Origin of the sequence: Tautonia marina, assembly GCF_009177065.1 — a bacterium.
Lineage (GTDB): Bacteria > Planctomycetota > Planctomycetia > Isosphaerales > Isosphaeraceae > Tautonia > Tautonia marina.
Window position 1 is genome coordinate 164,833 of record NZ_WEZF01000006.1, and the last position, 22,644, is coordinate 187,476.

Below are 22,644 nucleotides of genomic sequence, written 5' to 3' on the forward strand. Positions count from 1 at the left end.
TCGGAAAGCCCTGGACGCAACAAAACAGGATGTCTCGATGAGCCCTGTTGTGCTTTATGAAGACAATCACTGCCTCGCGCTGAACAAGCCGGCGGGGATGCCCACGCAGGGGGACGAGTCGGGATCGGAGTCGCTGGTGGACTGGGCGAGGGAGGATTTGCGCGTCCGGTATCAGAAGCCGGGGAACGTGTTCGTCGGCCTGGTGCATCGGCTCGATCGGCCGGTGTCGGGGGTGGTCCTGCTCGGCAAGACGAGCAAGGGGGCGAGTCGGCTGTCGGCCCAGTTCCGCGAGGGGACGGTCGAGAAGGTCTACTGGGCGATCGTCGAAGGGGGGCCGAAGGAGGAGGCCGGGACGTGGACCGATCGGCTCGTCAAGGACGAGTCGAGGAATGTGGTGCGGGTGGGAGCGGCCGGTAAGGACGCCGTGTTAGCCTATAGAGTCCTGGAGCGCTGGCGGGGTCGATCGTGGTTGGAAGTCAGGCCGGTCAGTGGCAGGAGCCATCAGATCCGGGTGCAACTGGCATCTCGAAGGTTGCCGATCGTGGGGGACTTGAAATACGGGGCTTCGGGGCGTCTTCCGGCGAACGACGGCGGGCACCGGATTGCCCTGCATGCGCGGTCACTGCGATTCAGGCATCCGACGTCTGCGGCAGAGACGCAGGTTGTCGCGCCGGTCCCGTCAGACTGGCCCGGACCCTTGTCCTGAAGCCGGTCGGAAGGTTGGAGGAGCCCCAGTAGGCAAGCGGGATGGCAAGGATTGTCAGAAAGAATGCGGCGTACGGTCCCCAGCTTTTGGGATCGACCGGGGCTGACTTGGCGAATGGATCGTCGAAGACCTCGGCGATGGACGCCTCGGCAACAGGAGACGTGGTGGCCGGTTCGGGCTCGATCGGCGGCTGGGAATCGGTGTCGGCGGGCGCAGCAGACCCCTCCACGACCACCGTGGTGGGATCGTGGACGGCAGACGGTTCGGCACTCTCGGGAGAGGGTTCGGTTGGGGAGAGTTCGGTTTCGACCACGTATTCGGTTTCGAGGACCAGGGCGGGAATCTCGGGCTCGGGCTGGGCGGCGAGGGGCTGGCCGTTCAGGAAGGCCTGTGCGGCCAGCATCAAGGAAGGGGAAATCGGCGCGATGCGTTCGGCATCGCGTCGGGCCCGTTCGGGGGCAGAGCGATCGACCTTGATCCGGTGGATGTACCAGAGGACCGCGGCAGCCGAGCCGTCGGTGTCACAGAAATAGAGTGGACGGGCCGATTCGAGGGCGATTTCTTCCTCGAAGCGGTTGACGAGGGTGGCGTCGATCGTGCCGGGCGTCATGGGCAAGAGCACATGACGCAGGCCGAGTCGGTTGCTGGAGGCGAAGTCGGTCGGTCGGATCTGATCGACCGGCCGCAGGTCAAGCACGGTTCGATAGCCGTGATCGGCCAGCCAGGTCCATCCCGATTCTTCCGGAATGGCCCCGCCGGCGAGCAGCGGGGCAACACTATAAAATGCTCCGATCCCCGAGGTCCCGCCGATGTCCGGCGGCGACTCGGGGATCACCTGGGTCGTCGGTTCGGAAACCGCCGGAGGATCGGGAGGCGGCTCGATGGGCTCCGTCGGAGTCGGTAGCTCAGGCTCCGCAACCGCAGGAGGAGCGGGGTCGGGTAAGGGCTGAAGCCCAGCCCCGTCTACCGGGGCGGGAGTCGGCTCGGCAAACGGGGGAGGCATGGGTTCGACGACCGCCGGAGGAGACAGATCGTGGTCGGCCGCAGGCACCGGTTCCGGCTCGATCGCCTGACCGACCGCAGGGGGAGTCTCGGGCTCAGGAGTCGGCTCAACAACGGGCGCGGCTGGAGCCGGCTCGGGAGTCGGCTCAACCACAGGCGCGGCCGGAGCCGGTTGCGGGGTCGGCTCGGCAGAAGGGGTTTCGGGCTTCGGCTCGACCGGAGGAGGAGGGGCGAGATCATCGGACTCATCGGGGCCGATGCTCTCGGGAGCCGGAAGGCGATCGATCACCCGAAGGCTCTCGCGGGAGTCGGTGCGAGCTACGGAACTGGGAGCGGGAAGGGGGACGCCCCGACCCGGCTCAGGAGCCGGGTCGAAGCCGAAGCGAGGCCGAGCCTCATCACTACTTCGTCTTGCCATGCGATCGGCGAAGGAATCGCCGGTCGAGGTCGGAGTGGTGGAGGCCCGATCGATCGGTCGACTCCCCAGCGTACGATCTGCACTGGCCCGCGGAGTCCCGGAGCCCTGCGGCGCCCGACCCGAAGGTTCAGGTAAGGGTTCCAGCTCCAGCGTGTTGTCGTCCGGGGGACGAATCGAAGTGGGGGGAGTCGTCAGGGCCGGATCGGCCGGCACGAGGGTCGAACCCACGGGTGGGGTCGATTGGATGATGGCGGGTTCGCCAGGCAAGACCTCGACACCAGGAGCCGAATCAAGAATGATCGGCGGCTCCTCGTAGACGATCCGCCCGCGGTTGCGGTTGAACAGGCCACCGCCGCTGCCGATCCTACTGAGAGGACCGCAGCCGACACAGTTTCGGAAGGGGTTGATCGACTGAAGAGACTGGCATCCCTCCAGGCTGATCGCCGCCAGGGCCATGAGAATCAGGGCGAGGCGAGGCGACGCCCGGCGGGCGGGCGGGCCCGTCGATGCGCTTCGCTCGGTCTTCATCGGGGATTCCTCCAGGGAGTTCGAGACCCGGCCCGTCGCGTGCCCGAACGAACCCCCCAGGCCGGGATGGCCGGGCGGATCGGGGAACGTTGCGGATGCCGGACGACCGAAGTCGTCGGGGTCGAGACGCCAACAACGAGAGGGGGGACCACCAGGCCCGAGGGCCTTGGAATGCCGTTGAGCCGCGAATCGAACGCTCGGGTGGAGGAATGCTCAAGGGAAGGCATGAATTCGCTCGCGGCAGTCGGAGCACGACGGTCACGGCAATCGTTCCGCCGATCGTCGAGGCGCGACGCCCCTGTCATCACACACCGATGTTCGGCGATTCGGTCGCCGGGCACGGTGGCAAATCGAGCGTCAGGGAACCATATCCGATGGCCGCATGGTTGCCAGTCATCTGTACCGATTTCTAAAATAACCCCATCACTACCCCGGGCGCGATCGCTCCGACCGGCGCAACCCCACTTTTCCGATCCCCCGACATCATGCCTGCCGACGGAACCGATTCCGAGACACTCCCCCGTCGATCCTTCTGGACCCGGCTCGGATTCGTGGCCGTTGGGCTGTTTGCCCTGGCGAGCTTCGGCTTCCGCCTGGCTGACGAACCGAGTTTCATCGACGAGTGGGCCTACCTTTCCCAGGCGTATTTCGGCCCGCTCTGGTGGGAAGGAGACTGGAACGACCCTGCCTGGCTCGAATATCCGGCGATCGACCTCCCTCCGTTGCCGAAGTACTTGATCGGCGCGATGATCCAACTGGGAGGCCGGCCGATGCCCGATCGGGCCGATGCCTTTGCCTGGTACAACAACACGGCGACGACCTTCGGCGGCATGGATCGGCTCGTCTGGACCCGATGGCCGACCGTGGTCCTTGGGGCGCTGGGCTGCCTGGCCCTGGCGGCGATCGGCGCGATGAGCTTCGGGACTCGGGCCGGATTGCTGGCGGGGGTGTTGCTGGCGATCAACCCGCTTTACCGGATGCATGCCCGGCGGGCGATGTCGGACGTGCCGACCGAGGCATTCATACTGCTGGCGCTGGCGGTGGCGCTCTGGGCCTGGCGAGAACTGATGGTCGGTGATCGTCGGGGACGTGCTGTGCTGGCCATGACGCTCGGAGCCGGATCGCTGGCGGGCCTGGCGGCGCTGGCGAAGCTGAGCGGCGGCCTGGCGACAATGACCCTGGTGGCCTGGGCCGCTCTGGCGGTCGTGGTGCCGGGGGTGAGCGTGGGTCGGAAGGGCCTGGTGGTGGGAGCGGTGATTCTGGCGGGGCTGGTGGCCTATGCAACCTTCATCGTCGGGAACCCGGTGTTGACGGCCGACCCGAAGCTGCCCCAGGGAGCGCCGGAGGGGGTCGTGAGCCTGGCCGAGCAAGGGGTGATTGGCCGGACCCTGGCGGTCATGGAGCATCGCTCGGACGTGTCCCGAGGGGCTCAGGAGCATCCGGTCTTCAAGGCCCAGGGGTATCCGGTGGACGGGCTGGGAGCGAAGCTTGCCGTGGTCGGCGTGCAGGGGTTCGGCCGGTTCGGGCCGCTCGGGCCAAGGACGACGGACTCGATCGTTCGGTACGACTGGAACCAGGACTGGGGAGCCTTGGTCTGGGGGCCGATCGTCCTGGCGGGAGGAATCTGGTCGATCCGCATGGGGGGTCGGCAGCTGCGAGCGGGGCAAGCCCCGACGACCTGGGCCGTTCTGGTCCAGTTTCTCGTGGCGATGGCGACGGTGACGGCGTTCATCCCGATGGCCTGGGATCGCTACATGCTGCCGATTCAGTCGGGAGCGGCCGTGCTCGGCGCGGCGGCGGTGTCGGGAGTGATCGGGTTGATCTGGCGAAGCAACGGCCCGGGGGATGGAACGCGTGGCTGATCGCGAGGAATTTCCCGGCTGGTCGGCTCGGGATCGGGTGCTGGCGCCGGTCGGAGTGGCCCTGATTCTGCTGGCGAGCTTCGCCTTTTTCTGGCACGCCCGAGACTGGAACAGCGCGAGCCGATTGATGCTGGCCTATGCGCTGGTCGATCAGGGGACGATTCGGCTCGACGACTACCGGGTGCAGACGAACGACATCGCCCGGATCGACGATCGCTACTATACCGATAAGCAGCCGGGTTACTCGCTGGTGGCGACGATTCCGTATGCGATTGCCAAGGTCGCGGTGGGTTTGCCCGATCACCCGATCGGTGAGCCGGCCTTGCGGCACTGGCCGGGAGACTACTGGACGACCCTCGGCACGGCCGGTCTGGCCACGGCGATCGGCGCGGCGGTCCTGGTGGTGCTGGCTGGTCGGGTCGGCTGTGGTCCGAGAGGGGCGGTGCTGGTGGGCCTTGCCTACGGCCTGGCGACTCCGGCTTATGCGTATGCGACGATGAGTTACGGTCACCAACTGGCGGCGGCCTGCTTGCTGGGATCGTTGGCGTTGATCGATCGTCCGGGAGCCCGACGTCCGTTGTGGGGAATGGCCCTGGCGGGTTGGCTGGCGAGTTACGCGTCGGTGGTCGAGCTGTCGGTCGGGCCGATCTCGGCGATTCTCGCGGGCGTCGTGCTGGCGAAGGTGCTGGGCAAGGCCATGCCGATCAAGGGGCTCGGGATGTTTGCGGTCGGGGCGCTGGGACCGACGTTGATCTTGATGGGATACAACCTGCTGGCGTTCGGCTCCCCCCTCGATATTGGTTACGCACACCACGCAACCGAACAGTTCGCTCAGGTGCATTCGGAGGACAACCCGTTGGGCCTGCGATCGCCGGACTGGAGCCTTACGGCCCCCTTGCTGTGGGGGAGGTATCGGGGCCTGTTCTTCTATGCCCCGATTCTGATGCTAGCGGTGCCGGGGTGGATCGCCTTGATGGCTCGCAGGCGGTGGGGCCTGGGACTGGTGGCGATGCTGGCAAGTGTCGCGGTGTTCCTGATCAATGTGAGCTATCCGGAATGGACGGGCGGGTGGTCGACCGGGCCTCGGTTGCTGGTGCCGTTGCTGCCCTTTGGGATGATCGGCGTGGCGGGGGTGCTGGCAGTCGGGGGGCGTTGGGCGCTCATTCCCGCCATCTTGCTGGCTCTGGGGGGAGGGGTTTTGATCCTCTTGTTTCAAGGGGTTGGGGCGCAGTTGCCGCAGGACCTGACCGATCCGACCACGCAGATCGTCTTGCCGCACTGGCTTGGCGAGCCAGTTGCACCGTGGTGGATTGGTGGGCGATTCACCCGTACGATCGTTTCGGAAGGATGGCCGGCATGGGTCAGCCGTCTCGACGCGGAGCGCCAGTGGCTCCAGTTCGTGCCGCTGGTCGCTGGTCAGGTGGTCGCAATCCTTGGTTTGATGGCGGTTCTGAGCCGAGGCGATCGTCTCGGGTCAACGCCCTGACACCTGCCCCGATCTTGCCGCTTGAGCGGTCGGGGCGATCGCATCCGGCGCTCCGGTGAACTTCATGCGCTACATTGCACTTGCCGCCGATTATGACGGAACTCTGGCCGCTCACGGCGCGATCGACGAGCAGACGGAGTTGGCCCTGCTGCGGCTGAAGTCCTCGGGCCGGCAATTGATCATGGTTACGGGCCGGGAACTGGATGAACTGCTTCAGGTCTGTCCTCAGATTGAGCTGTTCGACTGTGTCGTGGCCGAGAACGGGGGCTTGATCTACGATCCGAAGCTCCGAGAGATTTCGCTGCTCGATGAGCCGCCACCCAGGGAATTCATTGACCGGCTCAAGGAGCGAGGGGTATTGCCGCTGGGCGTGGGTCGGGTGATCGTGGCAACCTGGGAGCCGCATCAGCAGGCGGTAATCGAGACGATTCACGAGATGGGTCTGGAGTTGCAGGTTATCTTCAACAAGCAGGCCGTGATGATCCTGCCGAGCGGCGTGAACAAGGCCAGCGGCTTGCGAGAGGCGCTCCGGAGGCTCGGCCTCTCGCCGCGCAACGTGGTTTCGGTCGGGGATGCGGAGAATGACCACGCGATGCTCCGCCTGACCGAGTGCGGGGTCGCGGTTGAGAATGCGATCGCCTCGCTCATGGACCATGCCGACTGGACCGCCGATTACCCCCGAGGCCAGGGAGTTTGCCAGCTCGTCGATCGGCTGCTCGATGATGACCTAGCCAGTTTGGAGCCAAGGCTGACGCGGCATCACATCCCGCTTGGGTACGATCGTGACGACGAGGAGGTGATGGTTCAGTTCCCGCCCTTCGGATTGAACGTCCTGATCGCGGGGACCTCGGGCAGCGGCAAATCAACCCTGGTGACCGGGGTGCTGGAACGACTTGCGGAGCGGGGGTATCAGGCCTGCATTGTCGATCCGGAAGGGGATTACACCACCTTTCCGCAGGCCATCGTGCTGGGAAGCGCGGAGTCGCCGCCACCGCTGGAGGAAGTGGGCGATGTGCTCGAACACCCCGACGAAACGGTGGTGGTCAACCTGATCGGTCTCTCGATGCCCCATCGGCCGGAATTTTTTGATGCGTTGATGCCAAGGCTTCAGGAGCTTCGGGCACGAACATGCCGACCGCAATGGATTGTGATTGACGAGGCGCATCATCTGTTGCCCCGAGGCCGGCATCCCACGACCTTGCCGCTCGATCTGCGCGGGGCGTTGTTCATCACCGTGCATCCGGAGAGCATGGCGCCGGAGGTCCTTGCGACGGTCGAGGAGGTCTGGGCGGTTGGCGAGGCGCCGGGAAAAACCCTCGCTCGATTCGCGGAGGCAATTGGTCAGCAACCCCCGGCCGTGGAGGACGATCGGACCCTCGCCCCGGGAGAATGCGTGGTCTGGTCGCGACGCCCCGGCGCGGGGCCTCCCCGAGTGGTCCGGAGCCTGCCGGCTCGAACCGAGCGTCGTCGTCATTCACGAAAGTATGCGATCGGGGAACTCGAACCCCACCTGAGCTTTTACTACAGAGGGTCTGATGATCGGCTCAACCTTCGAGCGCAGAACCTCTGGATGTTTCTTCAGATCGGCGAAGGGGTCGACGAAGAGACGTGGCTCCACCATCTCCACAACGGAGATTACTCCTCCTGGTTTACCACAGCGTTAAAGGATCACGAACTGGCCGAGGAGGCGCGGACGATCGCCGATCGCTATGGCTCGGACGCGGCCGGGGGCCGATCGGCCATGCGAGAGGCTATCGCCCGTCGTTACCTGCTCCCGACCTGACTCAGGGCCTCAGCGTGCGAGGCTTCGCTCCAATCGTTCGACAGCAAGCCGAGCGCGACGAGATAGAGATCTTCGGGGCACGTCGGTTGGAATTCAAGGCGGAGCCGGATCTGGTCGGGCTTGTCCGGAATCGGCTCTCGGGCGACGACCCGAGCCCGAGCACCTCCGGAGAGACTCGGGCCGACGATGCAGAACCAGGCATCCATCGCCTCGGTCGGCCCATCCGGGCAGATGACGGCCGCTCCGGTGCGGCTGATGTCGAGCAGCAGCGCGCCGAGCGTCTGGAAGACCTCGCCATCCCACCACCCCAGCCAGATGCGATCTTCCACGGCCTCGAACCGAGTGGCCCTGCGTCGGTCCATTCCGTTGTAAGGAATCTCGGGAGTCGATCGGCGGGTGTTTTCACTCGTCAGCAGGCGAATCCCCATCGTTCCCACCCTTTTCTCTGAGGTTGTTCCTGGGGCACAGCATGGTGCCGTGCCAATGGGGACGCGTGTGGTGGTGTCAACCACCTGTCCCTCGTGCACTCATCCCAACACTAGGTCGAAGGGAGGAGGACTGCCAGGAAACAACACGGGTTGCGCTCGACCGGGGCAACAGCGCGACACGAACGCATGGGTGGGAGCGTAGGGAGCCTTCGCTCTGGTCAGGGCATGGTCAGGAGATAGACCAGGCCATCCGAGGCGGCCACGGCCAGTCGGCGGCCATCGGGGCTGAAGGCCACGCTGGAGGCTCGGGTGTCGGGAGCGACACGCTGCTGGGACAGCGGTTCCTCGGACTGGGGGTCCCAGATGAGAATCTGGCCACTGTAGCCGACCGACACCAACCGTGAGCCATCGGGCGACCAGGCCAGGGCGTAGACGTCGTCGGTATGGCCTCGAAGCACGCGTTGCTGCGAGCCGTCCTCGACGTTCCAGAGGCGGAGGGTTTTGTCCACCGAGCCGCTGGCCAGGGTCGAGCCGTCGGGACTGAAGGCGATGCAGTAGACGGCCGCCTCGTGTCCTTCGGCCTTCACAGGTTCGGCCGCTTCGTCGGACGTCCAGAACTTGATCAGGTTGTCGTCGCCGGCCGAGGCGATCAGATCGGCCGAAGGATGGAAGGCGACGGCGTAGACAATCGCCGCGTGCGCTTCGGCGATGGTTCGGCCCGCTTCTCCGGTTTCGACATTCCAGAGGCGGAGCGATTTGTCGGCTCCGGCGGTGGCGATCCGCTGGCCGTCGGGAGCGAATGCGACGGCATAGACCTGCCCCTCGTGCCCGGTCAGAGTGACCAACGGCTCGGTGGGAGCTTCGGTCTCCGGGGCGGGCATCGGCCAGATCTTGGCAAGCTTGTCCTGGCCTCCGGTGGCGATCTTGGTGCCGTCCGGGCTCACGGCGACGCACAGCGCAAGATCGTCGTGCGCCTTGATCACCGCGCGCTGTTCGAGCGTTTCGGCGTTCCAGATGCGCAGAGTCTTGTCGAAGCCGACGGAGAGAATGGCCGTTCCGTCCGGACTCCAACAAACGGCGTAGGGTTGCTCCTCGTGCCCTTCGAGCGTTCCGGCCGGTTCAGCCTGACTGAAGGCTGGAGTGGCCAGCACCATCAGGGCGAGAGGGGAGAGGAGGCAAGGAAGGTGTCTCATGGCGAGGTTCCGGGATCGGGTCAGGGAGGGCCGATCGGGGAGCCTCCGGGCTCCCGGGTCGGATCAAAAGGAGGGCTGTACGGGCCGCTCGAACTGCTCGGGGCAGAGTCCCGAGCATATTCTCCCGTCCGTTCCGGCCGAACATAGACGGGCCAGAGCATCGGTGCAACGGAGCGCTCCGTGAGGAGCAAGGATTCCTGGCGCGCTACGATTCCCGGCACCTCTGCCGCAAATCGAGGACGTGGCAAGGCAACTCGCCGTCGTGAACCCGGCTGACGAGGGAGCCATCCGATGCTAAACTCAGAATGACAAAAGGGTCAGCCTGACAGTTCCCCACTCCGGGGTTGCCTCCTGGAATCCATCGAACGGGTTCGCCGCTCATGCTCGAACGCGACTGGCTCGACGTGCCGCACGGAACCCGCAACGTGCTCGATTCGATTCGAGAAGACCTGGATCGACAGGCCGATCGAACCTGCTCGGCCGAAGGACGGGACCGGGTGGGAGATCGGGCCGATACGGCGCGTCCTCCCGAGGGGACGAAGGTGGCCCGAGCCCCCGGAGTCACTGCCTCGCGCTATGAACCCCCGTTGTCGGCGATTGGCCCATTGTTCCTGCGTCGTCTGGAGCGAATTCATCCGCCTCGGGTTGATTTCGTCCTGGATATTAACCCCCGAGCCACGGCCAGGGTTCTTGGTGGCTATTATCGTCGCCGACGGTTGATCCGGATCTACACGCACGATCGAGAGTCGGGACGGCGATCGCTGGAGGAACTTTTCGATACGTTCCTGCACGAGGTTGCCCACCATCTCGAATACACCGAGCCCCAGCGCTTTCATGCCCGAGCCTGCGAACGGGTACCCGGCACCATGCACAGCGACCTGTTCTGGCGGATCCTGGGCGAGCTGAAGTCGCGCTGGGCCGAGCTTCAGGAGCGTTCGGGCGGAGCGATCTGAGGACGACCCGGAACGCGAGTGGCAACGCTCCGCTCGACGGACACCTGGGATCATCCTCCCGGCGCGGGCTCGATGAAGCAGTCGAGCGGCCCCTTGGAGACACTCATCCGAGGGTCGGGACCGTAGGCGAGGACCTGATCGCGCTTGAGCTCGGCCAGTTCCTTGTGCGTGGTCAAGACGACGGCCCGCCCGGTCAGGTGAATCCGCCAGGTCAGTTCCTGAGCCGTGGCGAGCGAATGGCGGAAGACCTTGCAGAGCAGTTCGATCACGTAGTCGAACGTATGCTCCTCGTCGTTCAGGATGATGACGTTGTAGGGCGGTTGGCGCCGGGTCTCGGTTTCGTTTTCGGCGTGCTTTTGCGGCTTGGGAGCGGTCTTGGTCGTGACGATGGGATCGGCCACGGACGTATCGCCCGAGTGTTCGTGGTCGAATTCACTCATCCCTGACGGCTCCAGGAGCAGTTGGACAAGAAGGGCGTTTGGACGGATCAGACGTGACCTGATTAGAATAGTCTTCGGCGACCATCTCTGTGTAGCGCAAATTCGCCAACCCCATCCAATCCAACCCGATCCGACCGAGCAACTGATGGCCCAGAAGATGACCTCCGGCCTTGCCCTCCGACAGCTCCAGCAGGCGCAACAGGCCATGAAGAAGGTCCGCAAAGGACTGGTTCAGGTCCGCGAGGCCGACCCGGCCGACCGCCCGGAACTGGCCCAGACCCTGCTGAACGCCGGCTGGGAGAGTCTCAACCGCACCTATCGTGACCTGGCCGCGATTCCGCTCGACGCCGCGACCGAGGAGGTCATGCTTCGTCAGATCGCCGTGCAACGCTACGCCACGGCCTTGCTCGTGCGGCTGCGTCGCCTGGTCCGTAACGATCTGGAAGGCCTGGAAGGGCCGGACGACGACGAGGAGTAAGGCCCTCGGCCTCGAAGATTTCCGAACGACGATCGGTGGGCAAGCGGGCCAAGGTTCGAGACGAGTTGACACGCAGGGGTACGCGCAACGATGGCGGACGATCGGGTGGGCGAGGTGGACAATCGAAAACGGATTCCGGCACCGTCCCGAGCGCTGGAACCGGAAGGAACCGTGCCGACGGTTCGGGTTCGTTCTCCGGGGCTTCATACGTTCATCTTCAAGAAGATGGTCATCGGCCCCGAACCCGGCCCGAGGCCCAATGACGGCGACCTGGTTCGGGTGATCGACCGCGACGGTGTTCCCCTGGGCTTCGGGCTCTGGAACGCCAAGTCGCAGATCCCGGTTCGGTTGATCGCCCGGGGGACGACTCCCCCCGACGCCGCCTTCTGGGAGGCCAGAATCCAGGACGCCGTCGCGCTTCGTCGCGACATTCTTGGGATCGAGGCAATCAGCGATGCCTACCGGGTGGTCCATGCCGAGGGAGACGGCCTCTCCGGCTTGATCGTCGATCGGTTCGCCGAGGTCCTCTCGGCCGAGGTGTTCAGTCTGGGCATTTATCAGCGGATCGGCCCCTTGATGGACCGGCTTCTGTCGGCGACGGGAACAGCGCATTACCGGGTCCACGTCGATCAGCGAATTGCTCAGGCCGAGGCGTTCGGCGGGCGCCCGGTCGTCAGCGAGGACGCTCCGGAGAAGGTTGAGATCCGAGAAAACGGCATCCGCTATCGGGTCAAGTTCGAAGGGGGGCACAAGACCGGCTTCTTCTGCGACCAGCGCGACAACCGCCGCGAGCTGACCCGTTACTGCCGGGATCGCGAGGTGCTGGACGTCTGCTGTTACTCGGGCGGGTTTGGCCTTTCGGCCTTGATCCAAGGGGGGGCGAAGGAGGTCACGGGGGTCGATCTCGACGAGAAGGCCGTGGCGATGGCTCGCGAGAATGCGAACCTCAATCAGGTGCGCATGGGACTGGTCCATGCCGACGCCTTCGGATACATGCGGCAGATGGGACTCAACGGCAGGAGCTTCGGCGTCGTCGTACTCGATCCGCCGAAGTTGATCGGCTCTCGACTGGAGATGGACGAGGGGCGGAAGAAGTACCTCGACCTGAACACCCTGGCCCTCGGCCTGGTCGAGCCGGGCGGCTTGCTGTTGACCTGTTCCTGCTCGGGCTTGCTTCCGGCTGAGGAATTTCTGGGCATCCTGCGATCAGCCGGTCGTCGGGCGGGTCGATCGGCTCGGATTCTCAGCGTCACCGGAGCCTCGGCCGATCATCCGGTCGGACTCGAAGCTCCGGAAGGGGCGTACCTGAAGGCCGCCTGGCTGCTCGTCGGTGATCGGCCCGAGGCTCCACCCGCGACCGAGGGATGACCCTTCTGGAACCGAGGCGGGCTTCTCCTGGATTCCGGAACTCATGACCCCTCGGATCTCGGGGGGGACAGGGTCGAGTTCGGCCCTCGACTTGTGTACGCTGGGGGGGCGTTCATCCAATCGAGGCAACAAAGGCCGTCGGAAAGGGACCGGTCGCGTGGCGAGTCTGACTGTTGAGAACTACGTCAAGACGATCTATCTGATTGCCTCTCGGGAGGTTCCCGATCGGATCGTGGCCACGGGAGAGCTGGCGCAGGCGCTCAACGTCTCGCCGGGCACCGTGACCGGAATGCTCAAGACCCTCTCCGAAGCGGGCCTGGCTTCTTATACACCGTATGAAGGGGTCCGACTCTCTCCGCAAGGCGAGCGGCTGGCCCTGAAGGTCTTGCGACGTCATCGGTTGCTCGAACTGTTCCTCGTCCAGACGCTGCAAATGCACTGGGACGAGGTGCACGAAGAAGCCGAGCACATGGAACACGCCGTTTCCGAGTCGTTGATCGACCGCATCGACGCCTTCCTCAACCATCCCTCCGTGGACCCGCACGGCGACCCGATTCCGAAGGCCGACGGCTCGCTCGACCTGCCCTCGGGCCGACCGTTGAACGACCTCGACGCCTCGGAGCGGTTTCGGATCGCCCGGGTGGTGGATCAGGACCCGAGCTTCCTGCGATACCTGACCGATTGCGGTCTCGACCTCGGAGCCGAAGGGATCGTGGCCGAGAACCGGAGCGAGTCGGGAGCAATGGTCGTCCAGGTGGGTGATCATCCCATCGCCTTGGGACGCGAAGCCGCGGGAAAGGTGATCGTGACGAGCATTTCGTGAACCTGAACAATCCCGTCGATGGATGTTCTGAGTGATCGCCGACCAGGCCTTCCCCGCTAAGAAACGGAGTGCGCGTGCAATGACGATGACCGATTGGAGCGGAGCCGAGTCTCGTCAATTCCGTCGAGCGCGAGACGAGGAGGCGGTCAGGTCGTCCGCGACCCCGGCAGGAATTTTGCCAAGGGCCATTGCGCTGGGAATCGATTACCTGATCTTGCTCGCCGCCTGCGCCGGTCTGAATGGGCTGCTCGACGTGACCAGCCTTGCCCCCGAGACGGCCAGGCCGCTGGGTGCCTTGCTCTCGTTCGCGCTGATCGTCCTGTACTTTGCGACCCTGGAAAGCGGCAGCCGTCAGGCCACGCTCGGCAAGCTCGCGCTGGGCATGAAGGTCACGACCGATCAGGACCAACGCCTCTCGTTCTCCCGAGCCCTGGGACGATTCTTCGCGAAATTGCTCTCGTTGATTCCCTTCGGCCTGGGGTTCGTCATGGCCGCATTCACCGAGCAGCACCGCGCCCTCCACGACCTGATCGCCGGGACGCTCGTGGTGCGCTCGCGCTGATCTCCGTGCCCCTCGACCTTGGACTCAGAAGCAGGCGGCCAGCCGACGTTCCGAGCGAAAGCTCATGCCGTACTGACCCCGTCGAGCGGCTCCCACGATTTCCTGAGCCCCGACCCAGGACGCGGTATCCTGCGGCCGAGGGCCGGGAACGACCAGCATGGGCAACCCGATCGCGGTGCGGTGAATCTGAGAGCCTCGGGGAACGTTGACCTCGTACAGAGTCTTGCCGTGACGGAGCTGGAGGATCATCGTCGACTCCACGCCGAAAAGGGTTGAGCGCCGTCCTAGGAGCAGACTGACGGCAGGGCTACAATGGATCCTGTCGGGCCGAGCGAACGAACGGAGTTCCTTTCGACCCGAGACAACCCATCGCGGGCTGGCGGCTTCCGCACCGTTTGGCCCTGATTCATTGCATCCATGACAGCTACGTCGGATGCCGCTGGAGCGTGACACCGTGGAGTCGATCACTGCTCGTCGGGAGTACCGGCTCGGGTCCTTGACCGAGGCCGAGGTCGATCCCGACCCGATTCGTCAGTTCGCCCTGTGGTTTGCCGATGCCGAGCGAGCGGGGCTGGATGAGCCCTACGCGATGGCCCTGGCCACGGTTTCGGCGGAGGGAAGACCCTCGGCCCGGATCGTGCTGTTACGAGGGGTTGATGCCAGGGGGTTCCGCTTCTTCACCAATTACCAGAGCCGCAAAGGCCGCGACCTGGAGGTCAATCCGTTCGCCTCGTTGCTCTTTGATTGGCACGAGATCGAGCGGCAGGTCCGCATCGAAGGACGCGTGGAACGGCTTTCGCCGGAGGAGTCTGACGCCTACTTCCAGCAGCGGCCGACCGAGACGAAGCTCGGAGCCTGGGCCTCGGATCAGAGTACGGTGGTCAGCGACCGCCGCAGTTTGGAAGCGAGGTTCCAGGAGGCGACCGAACGCTTTGGTGACACCATTCCCCGGCCTCCTCACTGGGGAGGTTACCTGCTCGTCCCCGACGGCTTCGAGTTCTGGCAAGGGCGACCCGGCCGCCTGCACGACCGCATCCGCTATGTTCCCGGATCGAGCGGTTGGAGGACCGAGCGTCTCGCTCCCTGAGCGGTGATCTCCTGGAAACGAATCGGGATAACCCTGTCTGTTCGGGGTGTCATGAGCGGTGGTGTTCGATCCACTCAAGGCCTCCCGAACCGAACATTCGAGGGAGACTGAATCATGAGCCGCCAAGATTCTCCCATGTCTGATGGTGGCGGTCCGGCTCAGGCGGACGACCTGAAGGTCGAACTGGCCGAGCTGGGTGTGAAAGTCAAGGAAATCCACGAGGAGCTGCGCGAGCTGGTCCTGTCCTTCGAGAAGTTCCGGCATCGGGTGGAAGCCGTCGAGCATCAGATCGCCAATCCTGAATAAACCGACGGCGCTCCTGATACACAATAGCCCTTCACGCCCATCCTTTGGGATCGGCGTGAAGGGCCATGCTGATTCCTGACCAGCCGTTGCGAGAAGGCCGCTTAGCGGACGCGAGCCTTGAAGGAGACCGACCCCTCGGCACCGGGCAGGACGGGCTCGGGAAGGTCCCAGCGAAGCTCGACCGAGCCGGTCTGATTTTCCGCGGCCGTGAAGATCGCACCGACGGGCCCTCGGGCGCTGTCCGGTTCGTACTCGAATCGAGGCAGCAAGCTATCGACAATCGAGACTGAGTGGATGGGCACGTTGCCCATGTTGCGCCATCGGATCGTGAAGGTCACCACTTGGCCGGGCTCGGCCACGTCGGTGTTGGTTTCCTTGTTGACCGCCAGGCCAGGCAGATCGGGCGGGGTCTCGACTCCGGCCAGCTCACCAGCGCTTCGGGAGACGATGGTCTGGCTGGCCCCCTGGATGATCCCGGTGATGACCGGCCCTTCGGCCGTCTTGATGCCGAGGGGAGGGGTCGCGCGGCGGTTGATCTTCGGGCCGACCTCGTTGACCGAGACCTGCGGCCCCTGGACCAGTTCTTGATGGTCGATGGTCACCACGTCGGTCAGGCCGTTGAGGACCCGGACCTCAATGTGCGTGATCGGTGGGGTTCGACCCTCCATGGCCGAGGCGCGTCGACGATCTCGTACGGCGTTGGCTGCGAGATTCTGGGTCATTCGCAGCGGAGGCCGGACGGTCGCTTCCTGCATTTGACGGGTCAGAGCTTCGGCGCCTCGGGGCACGGTAATCAGTCGATTCTCGTTCACGCCAAGACTGGTTCTGACCGCGGCAAAACGAGGGGCGTAGATGCAGACCGTGTTCGTTGGCAGGACTCGGGGTTTCGAGCCGGCGTTGAATCGGATCATCGCGTCTCTCGGCTCAACGCCGACGACCTGGCCATCGGGTCCGATGCCGGCCTTGTTCTGGTGATCGCCACCGTCGCAGAGATATTCGTCGCCCGGAAACAGCGGTTTGGGCGCGAGGCCGAACGACACGGGAGGGCAAATCGGAACGCCGCAGCGAACCCCCTCGGTCGTCTCGAACGGGCAAGGACCAACGCCCAGGCTCGTCGCTCCGAAGCCGCCGAGCGGTTCGCCCGGCACCGGGGTCCGACCTCCGAGGCGAACAATGGCCATGACCCGACCGAGAGCGCCGGCCACCCGAAGCGGTTCCTCGCCGGGGCTGAGGGTCGTGACGGGAATCTGGTTTTTGGGGATCGACAGGGGCAAGGCCTGGTCGGGAGCTTCGAGGTAGACGACCTGCGTGACCAGTCGGCCCGATTCGGCGACGTCGATCAGGTCTTCCTGGCTGAAGATCACCTGGATCGGGAAGCGGGTCGGGTCGATGTCAGCAGGTCGGTGCAGGTGCCCGACAACCTCGACGACCGGGAAGACCTCGGCCTCGGGCTGATTGGGCAGGTTCGACAGCCGAAGCCGATAGCCGACCCCGACCTGGAGGCCGACGGTCAGGCCGTGGATGGCCGGATCATCGTTCGGGTCGGAGAGGATCATGGGGGCCGGTTCGAGCACCTCAATCCCCATACCCAGCGGACCCGAGAGGCGGACGACCTGGATCTGAGGGGGCAACATCGGCCCAGCGGGGGCCGGAGCCTCTCCCACGACAGCAACACCGGCGGTCGGGTCGTCAAATGCGACCTGCCGGGCCTGGGCCGCTCCGCCGGCCATTCCTACCGAGATGGACAGCAGCAGGGCCGCCGTCAACGCCCAGCCGGTCCGTCGTACTCGCGTCATGGGTCGGTCCCTCCCTCTTCCTGGGTTCTTGAAGCGGCGGTCGCGCACCGGAAACGGAACGGAGCCTGGAAATTCAACTGGACAGGCTCGACGCTCCCGGACGTCTCCGGCGGGTTGGATTGTGAGCGGGCCGGGGCCGGGTGAAGTCCCGATCGGTGAGAGGCCCCCGGAACGCGCCATCACCCCGGCGGGGCCGAAACTCGGCACCCGCGGGGCATGGCCTCTGCGAAAGACCCGGAAGGAGACTGACCGGGTCAATCGGAACCATCACCGATCACGGAAGCTCAGGCAGGCTTCCGGTGAACGGAGACGGAGATCCCGTCTGCGGCAAGGGAGGAACCGGCATCGAGACCGGAGCCACCGAGGGCTCGGCCACCGGCGGGATGAATGTCGACGGCGAGGAGCCTTCGACCGGAACCTCCTCCACCGGCGGGGCGATTGTGTTCAATTCCGGAGACGGGGGAGGAGTCATCGTGCCGGGCTCTCCGTAGATGACCTCTCCCGGGGCGTAACCGTCAGCGGCCGGGGCCGCAACACTGCCGGAACCACCAGGAGGCATTTCGAGGTCGATCGCTCCGACGCGGATGACCATGAGGATGGTCCCACGCTTGTCGGCTTCAAGAATTGGATCAACCCCAGGCTCCAGGCGAGTCGAGACCAGGGTCTCGGCACCGTAAAGGCCGGCAACGGCCAGCTCCTGGAATTTCGGATCAGGCAGGTAAACCACCTTGGTCACGAAGTTCCCGGCCCGGACCTGGTCGAAGTCCTCCTGGGTGAACTGGACCGGAATCGGGTTGTGGGTCAGATAGGCGTCGGTCTGCGGCGACGAGGGGGCGACCTCGATCGTCGGATAGAGCGACAGGCCAGGGTTGTTGGCGATGTTGGTGAGCTTCAACCGATAAATGAAGCCCTGCCGGAAATTGTAACGCGCCGGCACGGTCAGTTGCGGCGGCAGATAGACCGGCGAGCCATCCGGCCCGGCGGTTTGCCAGCTGATCTCCATGTTCGCCGGATCGACGAAGAAGACCTGGCTGGTCGTGTTGGCAAACATGCGATTGGCCCCGAACCCAGCACCCGACAGGGCCGGATCGGTCGGTGGAGCCATGATCGGTCCAGAAGCCGGCGGCGGACCATAACGGACCACGTGGGGCCGGAACAGGCTTGTCAAGGCATGCGGTTTCCCGGGCCCGTCGAACATCCCGCCGGTCCCGGTCGCTGCCGCCGCCAACATCAGCACTCCGAGCGTCTTCATCCTGAATTGACCTCCCGCCCCCTCGACGCGATGATACCCTCGACAGACCGTCGCCCTACCCGAACCAATGGGTAGGACGAGTGATCCGGGTCATCGGACGATGGGAGTGAATGCCTTCCTCCTCGGGCTGACCGCAGACCGACTCGGCCTTAAAGGCCAGGTCGCTCGCCGGTCGCGGCGCGGCCGATGGCCAGGGGACCGCAAGCCAACCGGCCTCGGGCATCCCTGCCTTCGACCGATCGGCCGATACCCGAGCGTCGAGCGATTTGATCGCCCGACCCTCAAAGTCCCGCGCACGGCCGTCTCCTTCCCTGGAAACGAACCGAGTCGGGGCGATCCCGCCGGACTTGCCGCGTCCGGCGCCTGGCGATAAGATCGGACAGTCCTTTCCTGCCCTTGAGTAAAGAACGGCACGACCCGGCCATGTCCAACATTCGTCTGCTTCTCCCTCTGCTCGTGGCTGGCCTTTTGCCGCTGCTGAGCCTCGCGCAGGACCCGACGTTTGCCCCGCCTCCGGTGCCGCCGGAACCGCCGACCGAGGCGGAACTGACGCTCGATGAGGCCCTGGTCAAGATCCACGCGCTTGAGCAGGTGCGAGCCTCCGTTCGTCAGGAGGTCGACATGCTCGGACAGGTGTTCACGATCGAAGGGGAATACGCCCGATCGGGCCCCTATACCTTCAGCCTCGACCTGCAAGTCCAAGGGCTTCCTCAGGCCCAGGGACGCATGCGGCAGGTCAGCGACGGCAACGTCCTCTGGGATGTCTCCCAGATCCTCGACCAGACCTATTACTACCGGCTCGCGCTGCCCACGATCCTGGAACGAATCAACCAGGAGCCTTACGAGGAGCTTCACCGGAACCACTTTATTCAGCAGCGGTTAGGGCTCTCTGGGCCTCACTGGCTGCTGGACGGGTTGCGGCAGTCGGTGCGGTTCGACCGCCGTCTGGAAGGCGAATGGAAGGGGCGGCCGGTCTGGATTCTTCGCGGAAACTGGAAAGACCTGAACGCGATGGGACTGGCGCCGATGGCGTCCGTGCCGGCCTATATCCCAAGTGTCGTGGAACTCCAGATCGACAAGGAAACCGGCTGGCCGTATCAGGTCTTGATGCTGGGCAAGAAGCGGGCGATCGTTCGAGGAGCGAACACGCCGAAGGTCGATCCCGCAACCGGTCGGCCACTCGGCAACGTCGCGACGGAGGAGGAACCGCCGAGCCGTTTCTTGCTCACCTATACCGAGGTCGATTTCGAACCCGAGTTCAGCGATCGGGAGTTTAGCTTCAGCGTGCCCGATATCGACCGGGAGCGCGTGAGTGACCGCACGGAATCCTTGATCGCCGAGGCTGAGCAATTTGCCCGCTTGATCGAGGCCGCGAATTTGCAGGCCGGTGGCGAGGGGGCGAGCGATCCCGGAGCGGTTCTGAAGGATGTCCTGCAAATCCCGCCGATCGGTAGCGAATTGCCGCCCAGTCCTCCGGGGCAGCTCAACCGATCCACCCCTCCAGGCAACTAAGGTGAGACGCTTCGGGTTCCACTCGAACGGTTCGGAGTGTGCTCGGCCCGGAAGTTATTCCGGGTCGAGTGGCCCGCCTTCCGGCAAGAACGGCTGAAGCGGGCAGCGATCGCACCGAGGGGCCGTTGCCTTGCAGAAGCGGGCAAGCGACTCGAACCAGAACGCAAGGCGGAGCATCGCGTCCGGATCGTCGGCAACGGTTCCCTCGACGACCTCCCTGGCCTCGGTTTCCTCGGCTCCGGGGTCGATCCAGCCGTGTCGAATGAGGATGCGGTAATCGGATCGGCTGATCGGAAACGTTGGTCGCCGAAGCACTTCGAGCAAGATTCTGTTCGCTGTGGTGGAGCCGATTCCCCGGATCGATCGCAGCTCGTCTCGAAGGGTTTCCGTGTCGATCGCGCCGAGGGCGTCCATCCCTCCGTGATCCCTCACCCACGAGGCGATTCGAAGCAAGAGGGGGACAACGCCGGCCGGCACCTTCCCCCGAGGATCACGCAGCAGGTCGGACAGCTCCTGAGGATCGACCGCACTCAGCGCCTCGGGATCATCGGACCATCCCGCACGGTCGAGGGCCTCAATCGCCTGATCGACGCGTAGACCTCGTTGCGCATCCAGGACAAGCCGCAGCAGATTGCGGAAGGGATCGATCGCAACGGGGGAACTTGGTGGCTCGTTGCCGAAGGCGCGGGCCAGGGCTTCGGAAATGGCGTCGAACTCCGAGCCGAGCGAGCCCATTGCACGAGCCTCTTGGTTGGGAATCGACCGAGGCAACGCAAAACGACCCGATCCGGGGCCGGATCAGGTCGTTCACCGTTGGAGAAACACCGACGGAAATCCTGTGAGATTCAGGATTTCGGGGCGTTTTTCAGCGCATTGAATTCCCGGGTCAATCGGCTCTTGCGGCGGGCCGCGGTGTTCGGGTGCAGGACCCGGCGCACACCCGCTCGGTCGAGCTTGGCGATGGTGAAGCGGAAATCAGCCTCGGCAGCCTCAAGATTCCCTTCGGAGGCGGCCGTGAGGGTCCGCTTCGTGTAGGTCTTGATGATCTTCTTGGCGATCCGGTTGCGCATCCGGCGTTTTTCGTTCTGGCGAAGACGCTTCTTGGCGGATTCGGTATTGGGCATTGCTCGATCGGGTCCCGTCAGGCGGGGGGAGGAAATCGTTCGAACGTCCGGGAGCGGTGGTCGCGAGACCGCGAACCATCACGCCGACCGGCAAAGCGTCGATTGTATCACGAAGACATCCGCTGGTTCAAGCTCCGGAGCCGCTGCGCCACGTCGAGATAACCAAAGTTGTTGGCGGCGACCTCGTTGTAGTGAGTTTCGGCGTCGTCGAGGTTCCCCATTTGCTCGGCCACCCGGCCGAGGCGGTAATGAAGATCGTTCAGGACCTCGTGGTCTTCCGGGTCCGCGGCCTTCAAGGCTTCGGCGTAGCTGCGTTCGGCGAGTTTGGGGACGCCGCTGGCCTCGAACGAGGCTCCTGCGCCGATGAGGGCCTTGACCTTCAGGGCGGGAGAGGACCGAGCGGCCTGGAACTCGGCGATGGCCGCGTCGTGCTGCCCGGCCGCAGCGAGTCGGCGGCCGAGCTCGAAGCGAAGTTGCAGATCGTCGGGGCGGGATTCGGCGCGACGACGGTACTCGGCGAGTTCGTAATCGGAGAGCTTGGCGTGAAATTTCTCAAGCTTGCTCTGCGCTTCGGTGTCGTCGGGATGGTCACGCAGGCGAGCCTTGATGACTTCGATGGCTTTGCGGAGCCGGGCGATCTGAATTTCGGCGTAGGTGTCTCGGAGCAAGGCGTCGTCGGGAAGGGCTTTCAGGCCGCGAGCCAGCACGTCCCTCGCTTCGTCCAGTCGTTGCTGGAGTCGGTACTGTGAGGCCAGTTCGAGGTAAGGGCCGGGACGGGAGGGGGTCTCCTTGATGTCCCGCTCCATGCGTTCCTCGGGACTCATGGCTTGCTTGCCGCGCAGGGCCTCGGCGTCCTCGTCTGCCTCGGGCAAAGTCGTGGAGGCGGGCGACTCCTGGCGTTTGACCTGGTTGTTCAGGCCGCTGCCGTGAATTGTCTGACTGGCCGACAGGGCGTTGATCTGCCGGGCGGCTTCTTCGTCTCCCGGAGAGAGTTTCTTGATTCGCTCCCAGCAGAGAATGGCTCGGGGGAAGTCTTCGGCAAAGGCATAAACGTGGGCCATGTGTTTCCAGAAGCTCACATCCTCGGCCGCCTGGTTCTGGACCGACTCCAGGGCCCAGCGAGCCAGGGCAGGAGCTCCGAGCTGCTCGGCTGCCTCGGCCAGATCTCGGCTGACGCCGACATCCCAGGGGTTGTGCGCGAACGCTTCTTCGCAATGCTCGATCGCTTCGAGCCAGTGGCTGCGTCCCTTGGAAGCCTTGATCCGGAGCCGGATCGGCTGCATCTTGGCCCCCGCAAACATCCCGACCTTCGAGGGATCGTTGTTGAACTTCTTCCGCATGGCGTTCCGAAGGCCCTGACGGAATTTGAGGTCCAGCGGGGCAATCTTCAGCGCATTTTTGTACATGTCCATCGCGTACGGGAGGTTGCCACGCGCGGTGGCTTCATTCCCGTAGTTGAAGAACGCCTCGGCTCGTTGGAGGTCCTTCGGATCGGGTTGCGGTGCGGAGTCCATGAAACGCGACCCCCTGACAGAAT

At 64.7% G+C, this 22,644-nt stretch carries 22 protein-coding genes; 12 read left to right on the forward strand and 10 right to left on the reverse strand.

Annotated elements, in window-relative coordinates:
- Positions 1-37 precede the first annotated feature (37 nt).
- Complete coding sequence (locus GA615_RS09455) at positions 38-706, forward strand: RluA family pseudouridine synthase (protein WP_152051040.1); 669 nt, start codon at positions 38-40, stop codon at positions 704-706.
- On the opposite strand, the gene GA615_RS09460 is transcribed toward GA615_RS09455, so the two are convergent.
- The gene (locus GA615_RS09460) at positions 630-2,654 is read right to left on the reverse strand and encodes a hypothetical protein (protein ID WP_152051041.1); all 2,025 of its coding nucleotides are present in this window, start codon (positions 2,652-2,654) and stop codon (positions 630-632) included. The genes GA615_RS09455 and GA615_RS09460 overlap by 77 nt on opposite strands.
- 485 nt (positions 2,655-3,139) lie before the next feature.
- Between GA615_RS09460 and GA615_RS09465 the strand changes: the two genes are divergently transcribed.
- The 3 genes from GA615_RS09465 (at position 3,140) to GA615_RS09475 (ending at position 7,785) form a co-directional block, all read left to right on the forward strand.
- Positions 3,140-4,516, forward strand: a complete 1,377-nt coding sequence (locus GA615_RS09465; protein WP_152051042.1) for an ArnT family glycosyltransferase — start codon at positions 3,140-3,142, stop codon at positions 4,514-4,516.
- Positions 4,509-6,002: a hypothetical protein gene (locus tag GA615_RS09470; protein WP_152051043.1), complete on the forward strand. Its 1,494-nt coding sequence runs from the start codon at positions 4,509-4,511 to the stop codon at positions 6,000-6,002. The genes GA615_RS09465 and GA615_RS09470 overlap by 8 nt, the downstream gene beginning before the upstream one ends.
- Before the next feature lie 64 nt (positions 6,003-6,066).
- A complete protein-coding gene (locus tag GA615_RS09475; RefSeq protein WP_152051044.1) occupies positions 6,067-7,785 on the forward strand; it encodes an HAD family hydrolase in 1,719 nt (572 codons plus the stop codon).
- Here the strand turns inward: GA615_RS09475 and GA615_RS09480 are convergent.
- A complete protein-coding gene (locus GA615_RS09480) occupies positions 7,767-8,213 on the reverse strand; it encodes a hypothetical protein (protein ID WP_152051045.1) in 447 nt (148 codons plus the stop codon). The two genes, GA615_RS09475 and GA615_RS09480, sit on opposite strands and share 19 nt — an antisense overlap.
- Before the next feature lie 218 nt (positions 8,214-8,431).
- The gene (locus tag GA615_RS09485) at positions 8,432-9,406 is read right to left on the reverse strand and encodes a WD40 repeat domain-containing protein (RefSeq protein ID WP_152051046.1); all 975 of its coding nucleotides are present in this window, start codon (positions 9,404-9,406) and stop codon (positions 8,432-8,434) included.
- A gap of 380 nt (positions 9,407-9,786) precedes the next feature.
- Here GA615_RS09485 and GA615_RS09490 point away from each other — a divergent pair, with 380 nt between their 5' ends.
- Complete coding sequence (locus GA615_RS09490) at positions 9,787-10,359, forward strand: hypothetical protein (protein WP_152051047.1); 573 nt, start codon at positions 9,787-9,789, stop codon at positions 10,357-10,359.
- 50 nt (positions 10,360-10,409) lie between these two features.
- Here the strand turns inward: GA615_RS09490 and GA615_RS09495 are convergent, their stop codons facing one another.
- The gene (locus tag GA615_RS09495) at positions 10,410-10,799 is read right to left on the reverse strand and encodes an ATP-dependent Clp protease adaptor ClpS (protein WP_152051048.1); all 390 of its coding nucleotides are present in this window, start codon (positions 10,797-10,799) and stop codon (positions 10,410-10,412) included.
- A 145-nt stretch (positions 10,800-10,944) separates the two neighbouring features.
- Between GA615_RS09495 and GA615_RS09500 the strand changes: the two genes are divergently transcribed.
- From GA615_RS09500 to GA615_RS09515, 4 genes are all read left to right on the forward strand, one after another.
- Entirely contained in the window at positions 10,945-11,277 is a 333-nt protein-coding gene (locus GA615_RS09500; RefSeq protein WP_152051049.1) for a hypothetical protein, read from the forward strand.
- Positions 11,278-11,367: 90 nt separating this feature from the next.
- Positions 11,368-12,645 (forward strand): class I SAM-dependent rRNA methyltransferase, encoded by a 1,278-nt coding sequence (locus tag GA615_RS09505; RefSeq protein WP_152051050.1) that lies wholly within the window; start codon positions 11,368-11,370, stop codon positions 12,643-12,645.
- A gap of 157 nt (positions 12,646-12,802) precedes the next feature.
- Entirely contained in the window at positions 12,803-13,468 is a 666-nt protein-coding gene (locus GA615_RS09510; RefSeq protein ID WP_152051051.1) for a metal-dependent transcriptional regulator, read from the forward strand.
- A gap of 79 nt (positions 13,469-13,547) precedes the next feature.
- Positions 13,548-14,030 carry an RDD family protein gene (locus GA615_RS09515; RefSeq protein ID WP_152051052.1) on the forward strand — a complete coding sequence of 161 codons (483 nt, stop codon included), beginning with the start codon at positions 13,548-13,550 and terminating at the stop codon, positions 14,028-14,030.
- 24 nt (positions 14,031-14,054) lie between these two features.
- On the opposite strand, the gene GA615_RS09520 is transcribed toward GA615_RS09515, so the two are convergent.
- Positions 14,055-14,279 (reverse strand): hypothetical protein, encoded by a 225-nt coding sequence (locus GA615_RS09520; RefSeq protein ID WP_152051053.1) that lies wholly within the window; start codon positions 14,277-14,279, stop codon positions 14,055-14,057.
- 205 nt (positions 14,280-14,484) lie between these two features.
- On the opposite strand from GA615_RS09520, the gene pdxH reads away from it, so the two are divergent.
- Together pdxH and GA615_RS09530 are read left to right on the forward strand one after the other, a co-directional pair.
- Positions 14,485-15,117 carry a pyridoxamine 5'-phosphate oxidase gene (pdxH, locus tag GA615_RS09525; RefSeq protein ID WP_152051054.1) on the forward strand — a complete coding sequence of 211 codons (633 nt, stop codon included), beginning with the start codon at positions 14,485-14,487 and terminating at the stop codon, positions 15,115-15,117.
- 114 nt (positions 15,118-15,231) lie between these two features.
- Positions 15,232-15,423, forward strand: coding sequence for a hypothetical protein (locus tag GA615_RS09530; protein ID WP_152051055.1), 192 nt, complete (start codon positions 15,232-15,234; stop codon positions 15,421-15,423).
- A gap of 101 nt (positions 15,424-15,524) precedes the next feature.
- Here the strand turns inward: GA615_RS09530 and GA615_RS09535 are convergent, their stop codons facing one another.
- Positions 15,525-17,219 carry a DUF11 domain-containing protein gene (locus GA615_RS09535; RefSeq protein ID WP_161602252.1) on the reverse strand — a complete coding sequence of 565 codons (1,695 nt, stop codon included), beginning with the start codon at positions 17,217-17,219 and terminating at the stop codon, positions 15,525-15,527.
- 274 nt (positions 17,220-17,493) lie between these two features.
- Positions 17,494-18,471 carry a hypothetical protein gene (locus GA615_RS09540; protein ID WP_152051057.1) on the reverse strand — a complete coding sequence of 326 codons (978 nt, stop codon included), beginning with the start codon at positions 18,469-18,471 and terminating at the stop codon, positions 17,494-17,496.
- Between the two features lie 423 nt (positions 18,472-18,894).
- Here GA615_RS09540 and GA615_RS09545 point away from each other — a divergent pair, with 423 nt between their 5' ends.
- Positions 18,895-19,983, forward strand: coding sequence for a hypothetical protein (locus GA615_RS09545; RefSeq protein WP_152051058.1), 1,089 nt, complete (start codon positions 18,895-18,897; stop codon positions 19,981-19,983).
- A 54-nt stretch (positions 19,984-20,037) separates the two neighbouring features.
- Here GA615_RS09545 and GA615_RS09550 read toward each other — a convergent pair whose 3' ends face one another.
- The 3 genes from GA615_RS09550 to GA615_RS09560 all read right to left on the reverse strand — a co-directional run bounded on the left by GA615_RS09550 (position 20,038) and on the right by GA615_RS09560 (position 22,621).
- On the reverse strand, positions 20,038-20,718 hold the full coding sequence (locus GA615_RS09550; RefSeq protein WP_152051059.1) for a hypothetical protein: 681 nt from the start codon (positions 20,716-20,718) through the stop codon (positions 20,038-20,040).
- Between the two features lie 110 nt (positions 20,719-20,828).
- Positions 20,829-21,107 (reverse strand): 30S ribosomal protein S20, encoded by a 279-nt coding sequence (gene rpsT, locus GA615_RS09555; RefSeq protein WP_152051060.1) that lies wholly within the window; start codon positions 21,105-21,107, stop codon positions 20,829-20,831.
- Positions 21,108-21,214: 107 nt separating this feature from the next.
- Positions 21,215-22,621, reverse strand: coding sequence for a tetratricopeptide repeat protein (locus GA615_RS09560; RefSeq protein WP_152051061.1), 1,407 nt, complete (start codon positions 22,619-22,621; stop codon positions 21,215-21,217).
- Positions 22,622-22,644: the final 23 nt, after the last annotated feature.

What these genes read in the sequence shown, in the direction of transcription:
- GA615_RS09455 (WP_152051040.1), top strand. Translation starts at nt 38, where the DNA reads ATGAGCCCTGTTGTGCTTTATGAAGACAATCACTGCCTCGCGCTGAAC.
- GA615_RS09460 (WP_152051041.1), bottom strand. Translation starts at nt 2,654, where the DNA reads ATGAAGACCGAGCGAAGCGCATCGACGGGCCCGCCCGCCCGCCGGGCG.
- GA615_RS09465 (WP_152051042.1), top strand. Translation starts at nt 3,140, where the DNA reads ATGCCTGCCGACGGAACCGATTCCGAGACACTCCCCCGTCGATCCTTC.
- GA615_RS09475 (WP_152051044.1), top strand. Translation starts at nt 6,067, where the DNA reads ATGCGCTACATTGCACTTGCCGCCGATTATGACGGAACTCTGGCCGCT.
- GA615_RS09480 (WP_152051045.1), bottom strand. Translation starts at nt 8,213, where the DNA reads ATGGGGATTCGCCTGCTGACGAGTGAAAACACCCGCCGATCGACTCCC.
- GA615_RS09485 (WP_152051046.1), bottom strand. Translation starts at nt 9,406, where the DNA reads ATGAGACACCTTCCTTGCCTCCTCTCCCCTCTCGCCCTGATGGTGCTG.
- GA615_RS09490 (WP_152051047.1), top strand. Translation starts at nt 9,787, where the DNA reads ATGCTCGAACGCGACTGGCTCGACGTGCCGCACGGAACCCGCAACGTG.
- GA615_RS09495 (WP_152051048.1), bottom strand. Translation starts at nt 10,799, where the DNA reads ATGAGTGAATTCGACCACGAACACTCGGGCGATACGTCCGTGGCCGAT.
- GA615_RS09500 (WP_152051049.1), top strand. Translation starts at nt 10,945, where the DNA reads ATGGCCCAGAAGATGACCTCCGGCCTTGCCCTCCGACAGCTCCAGCAG.
- GA615_RS09505 (WP_152051050.1), top strand. Translation starts at nt 11,368, where the DNA reads ATGGCGGACGATCGGGTGGGCGAGGTGGACAATCGAAAACGGATTCCG.
- GA615_RS09515 (WP_152051052.1), top strand. Translation starts at nt 13,548, where the DNA reads ATGACGATGACCGATTGGAGCGGAGCCGAGTCTCGTCAATTCCGTCGA.
- GA615_RS09520 (WP_152051053.1), bottom strand. Translation starts at nt 14,279, where the DNA reads ATGATCCTCCAGCTCCGTCACGGCAAGACTCTGTACGAGGTCAACGTT.
- GA615_RS09530 (WP_152051055.1), top strand. Translation starts at nt 15,232, where the DNA reads ATGAGCCGCCAAGATTCTCCCATGTCTGATGGTGGCGGTCCGGCTCAG.
- GA615_RS09535 (WP_161602252.1), bottom strand. Translation starts at nt 17,219, where the DNA reads ATGACGCGAGTACGACGGACCGGCTGGGCGTTGACGGCGGCCCTGCTG.
- GA615_RS09540 (WP_152051057.1), bottom strand. Translation starts at nt 18,471, where the DNA reads ATGAAGACGCTCGGAGTGCTGATGTTGGCGGCGGCAGCGACCGGGACC.
- GA615_RS09545 (WP_152051058.1), top strand. Translation starts at nt 18,895, where the DNA reads ATGTCCAACATTCGTCTGCTTCTCCCTCTGCTCGTGGCTGGCCTTTTG.
- GA615_RS09550 (WP_152051059.1), bottom strand. Translation starts at nt 20,718, where the DNA reads ATGGGCTCGCTCGGCTCGGAGTTCGACGCCATTTCCGAAGCCCTGGCC.
- rpsT (WP_152051060.1), bottom strand. Translation starts at nt 21,107, where the DNA reads ATGCCCAATACCGAATCCGCCAAGAAGCGTCTTCGCCAGAACGAAAAA.
- GA615_RS09560 (WP_152051061.1), bottom strand. Translation starts at nt 22,621, where the DNA reads ATGGACTCCGCACCGCAACCCGATCCGAAGGACCTCCAACGAGCCGAG.